This is a genomic window from Streptomyces sp. NPDC051173 (assembly GCF_040689515.1).
Classification (GTDB): domain Bacteria; phylum Actinomycetota; class Actinomycetes; order Streptomycetales; family Streptomycetaceae; genus Streptomyces.
In genome coordinates this window covers 23,381-36,523 of sequence record NZ_JBFBBD010000002.1, presented here as the reverse complement: position 1 = coordinate 36,523, position 13,143 = coordinate 23,381, and the positions used below count along the sequence as shown (strand labels likewise).

The 13,143-nt window shown below is 73.5% G+C and carries 12 protein-coding genes; 8 read left to right on the top strand and 4 right to left on the bottom strand.

The annotated features are described in order from the left end of the window. Positions 1 to 71 precede the first annotated feature (71 nt). Together AB0435_RS01635 and AB0435_RS01630 are read left to right on the top strand one after the other, a co-directional pair. Entirely contained in the window at positions 72 to 1,034 is a 963-nt protein-coding gene (locus tag AB0435_RS01635) for an electron transfer flavoprotein subunit alpha/FixB family protein (protein WP_366005983.1), read from the top strand. Between the two features lie 162 nt (positions 1,035 to 1,196). After that, complete coding sequence (locus AB0435_RS01630) at positions 1,197 to 2,471, top strand: aldolase/citrate lyase family protein (protein WP_366425927.1); 1,275 nt, start codon at positions 1,197 to 1,199, stop codon at positions 2,469 to 2,471. Positions 2,472 to 2,474: 3 nt separating this feature from the next. On the opposite strand, the gene AB0435_RS01625 is transcribed toward AB0435_RS01630, so the two are convergent. Then, positions 2,475 to 3,464: a LacI family DNA-binding transcriptional regulator gene (locus AB0435_RS01625; protein ID WP_366426033.1), complete on the bottom strand. Its 990-nt coding sequence runs from the start codon at positions 3,462 to 3,464 to the stop codon at positions 2,475 to 2,477. Between the two features lie 190 nt (positions 3,465 to 3,654). On the opposite strand from AB0435_RS01625, the gene AB0435_RS01620 reads away from it, so the two are divergent. Together AB0435_RS01620 and AB0435_RS01615 are read left to right on the top strand one after the other, a co-directional pair. Next, on the top strand, positions 3,655 to 4,620 hold the full coding sequence (locus AB0435_RS01620; RefSeq protein WP_366425926.1) for an ROK family protein: 966 nt from the start codon (positions 3,655 to 3,657) through the stop codon (positions 4,618 to 4,620). Between the two features lie 256 nt (positions 4,621 to 4,876). Further along, positions 4,877 to 5,914 (top strand): NUDIX domain-containing protein, encoded by a 1,038-nt coding sequence (locus AB0435_RS01615; protein ID WP_366005986.1) that lies wholly within the window; start codon positions 4,877 to 4,879, stop codon positions 5,912 to 5,914. 22 nt (positions 5,915 to 5,936) lie between these two features. Here AB0435_RS01615 and AB0435_RS01610 read toward each other — a convergent pair whose 3' ends face one another. Further along, positions 5,937 to 7,328 carry a dipeptidase gene (locus AB0435_RS01610; RefSeq protein WP_366005987.1) on the bottom strand — a complete coding sequence of 464 codons (1,392 nt, stop codon included), beginning with the start codon at positions 7,326 to 7,328 and terminating at the stop codon, positions 5,937 to 5,939. 175 nt (positions 7,329 to 7,503) lie between these two features. On the opposite strand from AB0435_RS01610, the gene AB0435_RS01605 reads away from it, so the two are divergent. Continuing rightward, positions 7,504 to 8,751 (top strand): geranylgeranyl reductase family protein, encoded by a 1,248-nt coding sequence (locus tag AB0435_RS01605; protein ID WP_366005988.1) that lies wholly within the window; start codon positions 7,504 to 7,506, stop codon positions 8,749 to 8,751. Positions 8,752 to 8,949: 198 nt separating this feature from the next. On the opposite strand, the gene AB0435_RS01600 is transcribed toward AB0435_RS01605, so the two are convergent. Beyond that, positions 8,950 to 9,414, bottom strand: coding sequence for a nitroreductase family deazaflavin-dependent oxidoreductase (locus AB0435_RS01600; protein ID WP_366005989.1), 465 nt, complete (start codon positions 9,412 to 9,414; stop codon positions 8,950 to 8,952). Positions 9,415 to 9,555: 141 nt separating this feature from the next. Here AB0435_RS01600 and AB0435_RS01595 point away from each other — a divergent pair, with 141 nt between their 5' ends. The 3 genes from AB0435_RS01595 to AB0435_RS01585 are packed head-to-tail and all read left to right on the top strand — an operon-like array spanning position 9,556 to position 12,228. After that, a complete protein-coding gene (locus tag AB0435_RS01595; RefSeq protein WP_366005990.1) occupies positions 9,556 to 10,287 on the top strand; it encodes a TetR/AcrR family transcriptional regulator in 732 nt (243 codons plus the stop codon). Positions 10,288 to 10,321: 34 nt separating this feature from the next. Next, positions 10,322 to 11,545, top strand: a complete 1,224-nt coding sequence (locus AB0435_RS01590; RefSeq protein WP_366005991.1) for a sensor histidine kinase — start codon at positions 10,322 to 10,324, stop codon at positions 11,543 to 11,545. Further along, positions 11,542 to 12,228 carry a response regulator transcription factor gene (locus AB0435_RS01585; RefSeq protein WP_366005992.1) on the top strand — a complete coding sequence of 229 codons (687 nt, stop codon included), beginning with the start codon at positions 11,542 to 11,544 and terminating at the stop codon, positions 12,226 to 12,228. Before AB0435_RS01590 ends, AB0435_RS01585 begins: the two co-directional genes overlap by 4 nt. 10 nt (positions 12,229 to 12,238) lie before the next feature. Here the strand turns inward: AB0435_RS01585 and AB0435_RS01580 are convergent, their stop codons facing one another. Then, entirely contained in the window at positions 12,239 to 13,132 is an 894-nt protein-coding gene (locus AB0435_RS01580) for a DUF2797 domain-containing protein (RefSeq protein WP_366425925.1), read from the bottom strand. Between the last annotated feature and the right edge of the window lie 11 nt (positions 13,133 to 13,143).

Below are 13,143 nucleotides of genomic sequence, written 5' to 3'. Positions count from 1 at the left end.
CACCGCGGCTGAGCTTCCGTCAGCCCGCACGAACCGTCATCCGCTTCTTTTCTGCGCAGGAGTCCCATCCCATGGCTGAAGTTCTCGTCTACGTCGACCACGCGGACGGTGCCGTCCGTAAGCCCACCCTCGAACTGCTCACCCTCGCACGCCGCCTCGGCGAGCCCGTCGCCGTGCACTTGGGCGCCGGTGCCGACGCCGCCGCGCGGACGCTCGGCGAGTACGGCGCGGTGAAGGTCCTCACGGCCGACGCGTCCGAGTTCGCCGACTACCTCGTCGCGCCCAAGGTCGACGCCCTGGAGGCCGCGTACAAGGCCGTCTCCCCGGTCGCCGTGCTCGTCCCGTCCTCCGCCGAGGGCAAGGAGATCGCGGCCCGCCTCGCCGTCCGCATCGGCTCGGGCATCATCACCGACGCCGTCGACCTGGAGGCCGGCGCCGAGGGCCCGGTGGCCACGCAGTCCGTCTTCGCGGCCTCGTACTCCACCAAGTCCCGCGTCACCAAGGGCACGCCGGTCATCACCGTCAAGCCCAACTCCGCCGCCCCGGAGGCCGCCGCTGCCGCCGGTACGGTCGAGCAGCTGGCCGTCTCCTTCGGCGAGAAGTCGACCGGCACCAAGGTCGTCTCCCGCACCCCGCGCGAGTCGACCGGCCGCCCCGAGCTGACCGAGGCCGCGATCGTGGTCTCCGGTGGCCGTGGTGTCAACGGTGCCGAGAACTTCTCGCTGATCGAGGGCCTGGCCGACTCGCTCGGCGCGGCCGTCGGCGCCTCGCGTGCCGCCGTCGACGCCGGCTGGTACCCGCACACCAACCAGGTCGGCCAGACCGGCAAGTCGGTCTCGCCGCAGCTGTACATCGCGGCGGGCATCTCCGGCGCGATCCAGCACCGGGCCGGCATGCAGACCTCGAAGACGATCGTCGCCATCAACAAGGACGCCGAGGCCCCGATCTTCGACCTGGTCGACTACGGCGTGGTCGGCGACCTCTTCGAGGTCGTCCCGCAGCTCACCGCCGAGGTCACGTCCCGCAAGGGCTGACCCCGTCCGCCCGTGAGGCCCCGTACGCCGTGCGTACGGGGCCTCACGGCGTCCCCGGCGCCGTGCGGATCGGGCCGGGACTGTTGACCTTGCCCCTGAGCCGTCGTTAACTTCGCTGCACGGACAGTGAATTCCGGTGAGCGGAAACATGGAGGACGGCGCATGGGGCAGCACGGCACGGTCGCGACAACCTTCGACGAGGCCCTGAAGGAACGTATAGGAGCCTCCCTCGCCGATGTCGACGCCGATCTCGCGCGCCGCTATCCCGGTGACCCCGGCACCCGTCAGCCCGTGCACACCGTCTACGTCCCCGCCGACGTCTTCGCCGCCGACACCGTGCGCTCCTGGGGCGCGAAGGCGCTCGCGGCCCTCGACGCCCACGCCCCCGACGCCGCGGCGCTCGCCGCCGTCCTCGGGATACCCGACGGCCTCGCCGGGCCCGTGTACGAGCGCGTGCGCGCCAAGCTGGAGCGCGAACCCGTGGAGGACCTGCGCATCGACTTCGAGGACGGCTACGGGCCGCGCCCCGACGCCGAGGAGGACGCGGCCGCCGCGCGGGCCGCGCGGCTGGTGGCGCGGGCATACGAGGACGGCACGGCCGCCCCGTACATGGGCATCCGCATGAAGTGCATGGAAGCCGCCGTGCGCGACCGCGGCATCCGCACCCTCGACATCTTCCTCACCGGGCTGATGGAGGCGGGCGGGCTGCCCGCGGGGCTGGTGCTCACCCTCCCCAAGGTCACCTACGCCGAGCAGGTCACGGCGATGGTCCGGCTGGCCGAGGAGTTCGAGAAGGCGCGGGGCCTCGCGCCCGGGCGGATCCGCTTCGAGATCCAGATCGAGACGACCCAGGCGATCCTGGGCGCCGACGGGCGGGCCAACGTGGCCCGGATGATCGATGCCGCCGGGGGCCGGGCGACCTCGCTGCACTACGGCACCTTCGACTACAGCGCCTCCTGCGGGGTGGGCGCGGCACAGCAGTCGCCCGACCACCCGGTGGCCGATCACGCCAAGGCCGTCATGCAGGTCGCGGCCGCCGGTACCGGGGTCCGTCTCTCCGACGGTTCGACGAACGTCCTGCCGGTCGGCCCGACCCGGCAGGTGCACGACGCCTGGCGGCTGCACCACGGACTCGTACGCCGGGCGCTGGAGCGTGCGTACTACCAAGGCTGGGACATGCATCCGGGCCATCTGCCGACCCGCTACGCAGCGGTATATGCCTTCTACCGGGAGGGACTTGCCCAGGCTGCCGCTCGACTGACCGCATATATGCGGAGTGTGAGCGGTGCCGTACTGGATGAACCCGCCACGGCCAGGGCACTCAGCGGGTATCTGCTCCGAGGGCTGGACTGCGGGGCCGTCGACAGCGCCGAGGTCACGGGACCGACCGGGCTGACGCGCGCGGACCTCGACCGCCTGGCGGGCCGGGCGGGATAGCGGTCAGTCTTCGACGGGCGGGAGTTCGCCGGAGCCGCGCACGATCAGCCGGGTGGGGAGCTCCACCCGCTGCGGGGCTTCCGTCACCCCGTCCAGCCGCCGGAACAGCCGCTCCGCCGCCGTGCGTCCGAGCCGCGCCGCGTCCTGGGCGACCACGGTGACGGCGGGCGAGAGGAGGTCGGCGAGCTCGAAGTCGTCGAAGCCGACGAGGGCGACCGGGCGGGCCACGGCGGCGATGACGCGCACGGCCGTGACCGTCACGCGGTTGTTGCCCGCGAACAGGGCGGTCACCGGCCGCGGTCCTGCCAGCATGGTCTCCGCCTCCGCCCGGACACGCTCGGGGGCGGTGGGGCCGAGCGAGATCCACCGCTCGTCCACGGGCAGCCCGGCGTCCCGCATGGCGGCGCGGTAGCCGCGCAGCCGCTCGGTGGCGGTGTGGATGTGCGCCTGGTCGCCGATGAAACCGATGCGTCGGTGGCCGTGCGCGATGAGGTGGGCGACGCCGTCGCGGGCGCCGCCGAAGCTGTCGGAGAGCACGACGTCGGCGGCCGTCCGCCCGGCCGGGCGGTCCACGAAGACGGTGGCGATGCCGGCGGCTATCTCGGGTTCCAGATAGCGGTGGTCGTCGCCCGCCGGAATGACGACGAGGCCGTCGACACGGCGGGCGCAGAAGGCCAGGGCCAACTCCCGCTCGCGGTCCGGGTCCTCGGCGCTGGAACCGTTGATGAGCAGGGCGCCGTGCGCGCGGGCCACCTCCTCGACGGCACGGTTGAGCGGCGCGTAGAAGGGGTCGGCGAGATCCTCGAGGACCAGCCCGATGGACGCCGTACGGCCCTTGCGGAGGATGCGGGCACTGTCGTTGCGGCGGAAGCCGAGCGCCGTGATCGCGTCCTGCACGCGCCGCTCGGTGTCCGGGGTGACGCCCGGCTCGCCGTTCACCACCCGCGAGACGGTCTTGAGACCCACGCCCGCGCGCGCCGCCACGTCCTTCATGGTCGGGCGGTTGCCGTAGCGGTACTGCGGACTGCTCTGGGCCACGATGGCTCGTTCCTTTGCGTGTCACGGCGGGTGTCGATGCGTGGGGGTGACGTCGAGCATAGAGCCTGGACAACGTTGTCAACTCTGGGGAGACTGGCGACCGCACACCCTTTCGGCGCCCGTGGACCAGGAGATACCGCACCAAATGCACATCGACCGCTCCGGCCTCGTCGCGGCTCTCGACATCGGCGGTACCAAGATCGCGGGCGCTCTGGTGGACGACCACGGACGCCTCCTCGTCCGCGCCCAGCGGCCGACGCCCGCGGGGGAGGCCGCCACGACGGTGATGGGCGCCGTGACGGAGGTGCTGGACGAGCTCGTGCGCGCACCTGAGTGGCCGCGGGTCCTGGCGGTGGGCATCGGCAGCGCCGGCCCCGTCGACGCCTCCCGCGGCACGGTCAGCCCGGTCAACGTCCCCGGCTGGCGCGACTTCCCGCTGGTCGCCGAGGTGCGGGAGCGGGTGGGCGGGCTGCCGGTGGTGCTGGTGGGCGACGGTGTCGCCATGACGGCGGCCGAGCACTGGCAGGGCGCCGCCCGTGGCCGCGCCAACGCCCTGTGCATGGTGGTCTCCACGGGCGTCGGCGGCGGACTGGTCCTCGACGGCCGCCTCCACACCGGACCCACGGGCAACGCGGGCCATATCGGGCACATCAGCGTCGACCTCGACGGCGACGCCTGCCCCTGCGGCGCGCGCGGTTGTGTGGAACGCATCGCGAGCGGTCCCAACATCGCCCGCCGCGCGCTCGACACGGGCTGGCGTCCGGCCCCGGGCGGCGACCGGAGCGCGGCCGCCGTCGCGGCGGCCGCCCGTGCCGGGGACGTGGCGGCCCTCGCCTCCTTCGCGCGCGCCGCGCAGGCCCTGGCCGCGGGGATCGCGGCGACCGCCACCCTGGTCGAGATCGAGGTGGCCGTCATAGGCGGCGGTGTCGCCGGCGCGGGGGACATCCTCTTCGGCCCGCTCCGCGAGCGCCTGCGGGACTACGCGACGCTGTCCTTCGCGTCGGGGGTCGAGGTGCTCCCCGCCCGGCTCGGATCCGACGCGGGACTGGTCGGCGCGGCGTCCGCCGCGGCACGGGAACTGGGGCTCTGGGCACCGCCGTCGGGACGCTGACACCCGCGGGGGTGGAAGCCCGGCGCGGGGGTATGCGCGGGAAGCGGTCCTGATGAGGGGCCGGGTGCGGAGCGTGAACTCGGCGTGGCGCGGCGGTCGACGGCGGCCGCGCCGACCGTTGCGTACGGGGTGTCATGGGCGGGATCCGGCCTTCACCGGCAGAGGGGTGAACGGGTGGCGCGCCATGCCGCTCGCACGCGTTTCCGTGGCAAGGTGTTGCGGGCACTTCACAGGGGTCGACGGAGAAGGGGGAACCGTGATCGTCTGGCTGAACGGCGCGTTCAGTACGGGGAAGACCAGCACGGCGAGAGAACTGACCGAGCTGATTCCCGGCAGCACCCTCTACGACCCTGAGGTGATCGGCGGAGCACTGCGTTACCTGGTGCCGCCGAAGAGGATGGGCGAGGTCGGCGACTACCAGGACCTGCCGATCTGGCGGCGGCTGGTAACCGACGCCGCGGCGGCCCTGCTCGCCGAGGTCGGCGGGGTGCTCGTGGTGCCCATGACCCTGCTGCGGCAGGACTACCGGGACGAGATCTTCGGTGCCCTCGCCTCCCGTCGCATCCCTGTTCGGCATGTGCTGCTGACGGTTGACGAAACGATACTGCGGGCGCGTATCGCCAACCGTGAGGAGTACGAGGACGACCCCGAGCGCAGCGAAAGCGTCCGGCGCTGGGCGCTGGACCACATCGCCCCCTACCACGCGGCGCTGCCCTGGCTCTGTGCCGACACCTTCGCCGTGGACACCGGCGGGCTGACACCACGCGAGGTCGCCGAGCGGGTCGCCGAGGCCGTACGCACCGGTACCGCCGGAGCCTGTGCGATCGTCCAGACCCCCCAGCCCACGGCCGAGACCCTCGCCGCCGGGGTCCTGCTCTTCGACGAGGAGGACCGCGTGCTCCTCGTCGACCCCACCTACAAACCGGGCTGGGAGTTCCCCGGCGGGGTGGTCGAGCCCGGCGAGGCGCCCGCCCGGGCCGGGATGCGCGAGGTGGCCGAGGAGATCGGCATCGAACTCCCCGAGGTGCCACGCCTGCTGGTCATCGACTGGGAGCCGCCCAAGCCGCCCGGCTACGGCGGTCTGCGGTTCCTCTTCGACGGAGGGCGGCTCACGGAGGACGAGGCGCACCGGGTCCTGCTGCCCGGCTCCGAACTGCGCGGCTGGCGCTTCGTCACCGAGAGCGAGGCGGCCGCCCTGCTGCCGCCCGTGCGGCTGAGCAGACTCCGCTGGGCCCTGCGCGCCCGTGAACAGGGACGCCCGCTCAACCTCGAAGCGGGCGTCCCGGTCGGCTGACGGCCCGTGGGCCGCCGTGCCGTCAGCGCTTGCCGGCCGCGTAGTTGACGAGGAACAGGGCCTCGGCCAGCGAGAGCCGCTCCAGCTCCTCCGGGGAGACGCTCTCGTTCACCGCGTGGATCTGGGCGTCCGGCTCGCTCAGCCCGATCAGCAGCATCTCCGCCTCCGGGTAGAGGGAGGTGAGGGTGTTGCACAGCGGGATCGAGCCGCCCATGCCGGAGATCTGCATCTCCTCGCCGGGGTAGGCGACGCGCATCGCCTCGGCCATCGACGCGTACGCCGGGCTCTCGGTGTCGGCACGGAACGGCTGGCCCTGGCCGACCTGCTCCACCGAGACCCGCACCCCCCACGGCGCGGCCGCGACCAGATGGGCGGTCAGCAGCTTCGCGGCCACGGCCTCGTCCGTACCCGGCGGGACCCGCAGGCTCACCAGAGCCTTGGCGCTCGCCTGGACGGACGACGTGGCGCCGATCACCGGCGGGCAGTCGATGCCCAGGACCGTGACGGCCGGGCGTGCCCAGATCCGGTCGGCCACCGTGCCGGAACCGATCAGCCGCACGCCGTCGAGGACCTTGGCGTCCTTGCGGAAGTCCTCCTCCGGATACTGCAGCCCCTCCCAGCGCGCCTGCGAATCCAGACCGTTGATGACGGTCGCGCCGTCCTCGTCGCGCAGCGAGTCCAGGACGCGGATCAGTGCCGCCAGCGCGTCCGGCGCAGCGCCGCCGAACTGGCCGGAGTGCAGATTGCCCTCCAGCGTGTCCACCTGGACCACCACGTTCGACATGCCGCGCAGCATCGCCGTGACGGTCGGCAGGCCCACCCGGAAGTTGCCCGCGTCGCCGATGACGATGGCGTCGGCGGCCAGCAGCTCGGGGTGCGCCTCCGCGTACCGCTCCAGGCCCCCGGTGACCTGCTCCTCCGAGCCCTCGACGATCACCTTCACGGTGACCGGGACACCGCCGTGCGCCTTCAGTGCCCGCAGCGCGGTGAGGTGCATGACCACACCGCCCTTGCAGTCCGCGGCACCGCGCCCGTACCAGCGCCCGTCGCGCTCGGTCAGCTCGAACGGCGGCGAGAGCCAGGCGTCCTCGTCCAGCGGCGGCTGCACGTCGTAGTGCGCGTAGAGCAGGACGACGGGCGCGCCCGCGGGACCCGGCAGGCAGCCGTAGACGGACTGGGTGCCGTCGGGGGTGTCGAGGAGCGCCACGTCCTCCAGGCCCTCGGCGCGCAGGGCGTCGGCCACCCAGTTCGCCGCGGCCTCGCACTCGCTGCGCGGGAACTGCGCCTCGTCCGCGACCGACTTGAAGGCCACCAGCTCGGCCAGCTCGGCCCTGGCACGGGACTGGAGTGAGGCGACGGTCGCCGCCAGCGCGGCCGGGTCCGGCTCGGGCTGACGCGTCGAGGGCTGCTCCATGGAACGCTCCTTGGGGGCACGGCGTTATCCGTGCGTACAGGCGATTGCGCTGCCGATCCTCCCACGGCCGCCCCGCGCTGTGCCCGCGGCCTTCCCGGGGCAGGGCGGACGGGCGGCGGGCCGTAGGATGCGGACGGTAGCCGTAACCGGTGATCGAGCGGGAGTAACAGCACAGGTGAGCAGCGACAACGCAGCCCAGGACACGGGGCGGGACGCGGCCGAGGGCCAGGGGCCGGTGTGGGACGTCGTAGTGGTGGGCGCGGGGCCCGCGGGGGCCTCCGCGGCCCACGCGGCGGCTTCCGCGGGCCGCCGTGTCCTCCTCCTGGAGAAGGCCGAACTGCCTCGCTACAAGACTTGCGGCGGAGGCATCATCGGCCCCTCGCGTGACGCGCTGCCGCCGGGCTTCGAACTGCCGCTGCGCGAGCGTGTGCATGCTGTCACCTTCTCCTTGAACGGGAAGCTCTCGCGCACCCGCCGCTCCAAGCGGATGCTCTTCGGACTCATCAACCGGCCCGAGTTCGACGCGGGCCTGGTCGAGGCCGCGCAGCGCGCGGGCGCCGAGGTGCGCACGGGCGTGACCGTCTCCCGCGTCGAGCAGCACGGCCCGGCGGTGCCCGACCGGCGCACCGTCGCCGTCGTGCTCGGCGACGGAGAGACCGTCCTGGCCCGCGCGGTCGTCGGTGCCGACGGCAGCGCGGGGCGCATAGGGGCCCATGTCGGGGTCAAGCTCGAGCAGGTCGATCTCGGCCTGGAGGCCGAGATCCCGGTGCCCCCGACAGTCGCCGAGGACTGGGCGGGCCGGGTGCTCATCGACTGGGGCCCGATCCCGGGTAGTTACGGCTGGGTCTTCCCCAAGGGCGACACCCTGACGGTGGGTGTGATCTCGGAGCGGGGCGACGGCTCGGGCACCAAGCGCTATCTGGAGGACTTCATCGCCCGCCTCGGCCTGGCGGGTTTCGAGCCGAGCATCTCCTCCGGGCACCTCACCCGCTGCCGCTCGGACGACTCGCCGCTCTCCCGCGGCCGGGTGATCGTGTGCGGTGACGCAGCCGGACTGCTGGAGCCGTGGACCCGCGAGGGCATCTCCTTCGCCCTGCGCTCGGGCCGCCTGGCGGGGGAGTGGGCCGTACGCATCGGTGAGGCGCAGGACGCGGTCGACGCCCGCCGCCAGGCGCTCAACTACGCCTTCGCGATCAAGGCGGGCCTGGGCGTGGAGATGGGGGTCGGGCGCCGGATGCTCGCCCTCTACAAGCGGCGCCCCGGCCTCGTCCACGCCGCCGTGACGGGCTTCCGCCCGGCATGGCAGGCGTTCGCGAAGATCACGCGTGGCACGACCACGCTCGCCGAGATCGTGCGGACACACCCGATGGCCCGCCGTGTCCTGTCCTCGGTGGACCGCGCCGAGGCCGCGAACGCCCGCTGAGCACTTGGGGCGTGAGCCGGGCCGCTCGCAGGCCCGGCCCGCCCGGCGGCGTTTTCAGCAGGCTTCGAGGACAGGGAGCGGGTAGCTGTCCCGGAGTCGCGTACGGTCCGCCCCGGTCCGTGTGTGCGCTTCGCACTTCCCTCCGCTCCCTCCGCGTGAGCTCCCGCCCGCGCTGAGGCCGGCCCGCACGCCTGCCCCTCACCTCTCCGCGGCCGCCCCCGGCGCCGTCGATATCCGGAAGACCGGGTGCCGTGAGGCGATCCTCCGCAGTTCCTCGTCGGGCGACTTCACGGTCACTCCGTCGAAGAACCGGCCCACTTCCCAGCCCCAGCGGCTCAAATAGGCCCGCAGCAGGGGGACTTTCTCCTCATCGGGCACCTCCACCGCGGTGAAGGACTGGGTGGCGCGCCCGACGCGCAGCCGCCCGCCGCCCGCGGCCCGGAGATTGCGCACCCACTGCCCGTCCCCGCGCGCCGACACGAGGAAGCGGCCTCCCTCCGCGTCGAGGGGATTGACCGGGACCGGCCGCCACTCGCCGCTGCTGCGACCCCGTACCGACAGCTCCGCTGTCCCCGCCAGGCTCAGACCTCGCCGCGCCAGCCAGCCGATCGTGCCGTGGACGAGCCGCGCTTCCAGCCGTCCGGGCTTGATGTAGTGCGCCATGGGACACCCCCGAGTCGTCGTTCCAGATCCGATGAGAGCAGTGCTCTCGCCTGAGATCAGTGTGCGCGCTTTCCCGGAATCGCGCAAGAGCACTGCTCTCGTTTCTGGCTGTTGCTTCCGCCGACTGGCAGACTGGGCCTCATGAGTGCGATCCGAGGGGCCAGAGAGCGGGCCCGCAGTGAAATCACCGCCGCCATCAAGGACGAGGCGCGCCTCCAGCTCGCACGGGACGGTGCGGCCAAGCTGTCCCTGCGCGCCGTCGCCCGCGAGCTCGGCATGGTCTCCTCCGCGCTCTACCGCTACTTCCCCAGCCGCGACGACCTGCTGACCGCCCTCATCGTCGACGCGTACAACGCGGTGGGCTCCGCCGCCGAGATCGCCCTCGCCGCCGTCGACAGCGAGGATCCGACCGCCCGCTGGACCGCCGTCTGCCGGGCCGTCCGCACCTGGGCCCTCGCCCACCCGCACGAATACGCGCTGATCTACGGCTCGCCCGTCCCCGGCTACACCGCCCCGCTGACCACCGTCGAGCCCGCCGGCCGGGTCGCGCTCACCCTGCTCTCCATCGCCCGCGAGGCCCACGCCGGCGGCAGGCTCGTCACCCCGCCGGTGGACCCCCTGCCCCGCACCGTGCACACCGATGTCGAGCGGCTGGCCGCGGAGTTCGCCCCAGGGCTCCCCGCGCCGGCGACGGCCGCGCTCGTCGCCGCTTGGGCTCAGCTCTTCGGACTGATCGGCTTCGAGCTCTTCGGTCAGTTCAACCAGGTCGTCGAGGCCCGGGACGCGTTCTTCGCGCACGCCGTCCGCGGTCTGGCCCACCAGGTGGGGCTCACTACTCCCCAGGAAGTAGACGCGGCCACCACGCGCGGCTGACGCCGCACGCCCCGCCGCCGACTAGCTTGGCCGTATGGGCAGTGAAGGACGGGCGCCGTGGGCGCGGGAGCGCGGCGGGGGACCGCCCTGGGAGCGCTGGTTCGCCCGCCCGACACGGCGCCCGCCGTGGCCGTCCACCCTCGCCGTCGCGGTGTTCCAGCAGATCGGCGGGCACTACGCCGCGCTGGACCAGCCCGACCGGGTGCCGCTCGACTCCTTCGCGAAGGTCCTGCTCGCCGCGGGACCCGCCTTCCTGCTGATCCGCCACCGCCACCCGCGCGTCGCCGTCTTCGGCACGTGCGTCGTCACCCTGCTCTACCTCGGCGGCGGCTACCCCTACAGTCCCGTCTTCCTCAGCGTCGTCATCGCCTGCTTCACCGCGATCGTCGCCGGACACCGCCGCGCCGCATGGTGCGCGGTCGGCCTGCTGTGGGCCGGTCATCTCCTCATCGCCCACTGGCTCTACCGCTGGCTGCCACCCGGTGGCGACGGGCCGGCCGCCTGGAACGAGGAGTGGGCGCCCACCGCCTGGGCCGTGGCCGTCCTCGTCGGGTCCGAACTGGTCCGGCTGCGGCGCGAGCAGTGGGTCCGCGACCGCGTCGAGCGGGCCGCAGCCGAGCGCCGCCGCGCCGACGAGGAGCGGCTGCGCATCGCGCGCGAACTGCACGACGTGCTCGCCCACAGCATCTCCGTCATCAACGTCCAGGCCGGCGTCGGCCTCGCCCTGCTCGACGAGCACCCCGAACAGGCCCGCACGGCGCTCATCACCATCAAGGCCGCCAGCAAGGAGGTGCTCGGCGAGGTCCGCCAGGTCCTCGACACCCTGCGCACCCCCGGCGACGCGCCCCGCTCGCCCGCCCCCGGCCTCGACCGCCTGCCCGAGCTGGCCGAACAGGCGGCCGGCGCCGGGCTCGCCGTGGACATCACCACCGAGGGTCCGCGTATCGCCCTGCCGCCCGGCGCCGACCTCGCCGCCTTCCGGATCGTCCAGGAAGCCCTCACGAACATCGTCCGCCACTCCGGCTCGCGCACGGCCCGGGTGCTGCTGGCCTACCGTCCCGACGCGCTCCTGCTGCGTGTCGACGACGACGGCCCCGCCACCGGGGCCGCGCTCCCCAGCAGCGGCAAGGGACTGGTGGGCATGCGGGAGCGGGCCGCCGGCCTCGGCGGTACGGTCGAGGCCGGCCCCCGGCCCGACGGCGGCTTCCGCGTCAGCGTCCGACTGCCCCTCGCCACCCCGCCCCAGGAGAAGCCGTGAGCGAACGAGGAGCACGCTCCGTACGCGTCCTGCTCGCCGACGACCAGCTGCTCGTACGCGCCGGATTCCGCGCCCTGCTGGACGCGCAGCCCGACATCACCGTCGTCGGTGAGGCGTCGGACGGACGGCAGGCCTTGGCGCTGGTCCGCGAACTGCGCCCCGACGCCGTCCTCATGGACATCCGGATGCCCGTTCTCGACGGGCTCGCCGCCACCCGCCGGATCACCGAGGACCCCCACCTGTCGGACGTAAGGGTCATCATGCTGACCACCTTCGAGCTGGACGAATACGTCTTCGAGGCGATCCGCTCCGGCGCCTCCGGCTTTCTTGTGAAGGACACCGAACCGGACGAACTGCTCCGTGCCGTACGGGCCGTGGTCGCCGGTGACGCGCTGCTCTCGCCGGGCGTGACGCGCCGCCTCATCGCCGAATTCGCCGCCCGCTCCAAGGAGCCCGCCGCCGCCGACGCGCTCGCGGAGCTGACGGACCGCGAGCGTGAGGTGATGACGCTCGTCGGAATCGGCCTGTCCAACGACGAGATCGCCCGCCGTCTCGTCGTCAGCCCCCTCACCGCCAAGACGCACGTCAGCCGCGCCATGGTCAAGCTGGGGGCGCGGGACCGGGCCCAACTGGTCGTCCTCGCCTACGAGTCCGGCCTCGTCCGGCCCGGCTGGCTGGGCTGACGCGAGGGCGTCAGAAGAGCGACTGCGGACCGGCCGGCTCCGGTATGCGTACGGACACCGTCGTCCTCGCCCCGGCCGCCGGTGCCAGCAGCGGCCAGCCCGCGAGCTGCCGGGCGTCCACCAACAGGAGCCGCCCGTCCGGCGTCTCCAGGTACACGTCCGGGCCGGCCACCGCGGCGACCTCGCCCGTCAGCGTGCGCCCCGCGGCCAGCTCCACCAGGCGATGGTCCGGGCCGATGCGGTCGAGACGGAACACCTCGTCGTGGTGCACCGGCGCGAAGGCCCGTACGGCCAGGGATTCCGGCAGGGTGCCGAGCGCGCGGGCCCGCTCGTGCAGCGCGGCCAGCTCCGCCTCCCGCTGCTCGCGGGGCGGCACCGGGTGGCGGGCGGCGCGCTTGGCCGCGTACGGAAAGCGGTCCGGGACCGCGAGCGCCGCACCCAGCACGGCCTCCGCCCGGCGGGCGGCCATCAACGGGCCACGCCCGAGCAGCGCGTAGGACAGCGCGGCCTGTTCGAGCAGCCGGACGCCTTCGCGCTCGGCGGCCGTGATTCCGACCTTGATCACGCGGGGACCGAACCACGCCAGATAGACGTCGTACGGCCGGGGGTCGTCGACAGCGGTGTCGGCGGCCACCGAGTGCGAGCGGTCCAGCCGCGCGCACTCGGGGCACTGCGCCGAGACCGCCGTGGCGGGCACTTCGGCGTCCGTCGGGCACGGAGTGTGCCGGGCGCCTCTGCGCACTCCGACGCACCGCCGTGCGTCACCGGTCGTGAACGCCAGCGGCCGGCCCGGAGGCAGGGGAGAGGAGCGCATCCCGTGGACCGGGTGCAGCCAGGCCAGCGACGGCCCGGAGGGTGCCCAGCGCAGCCCGGCACACCGCCACTCTTCCCGCGTCCCGCTCATGACCACCCCGC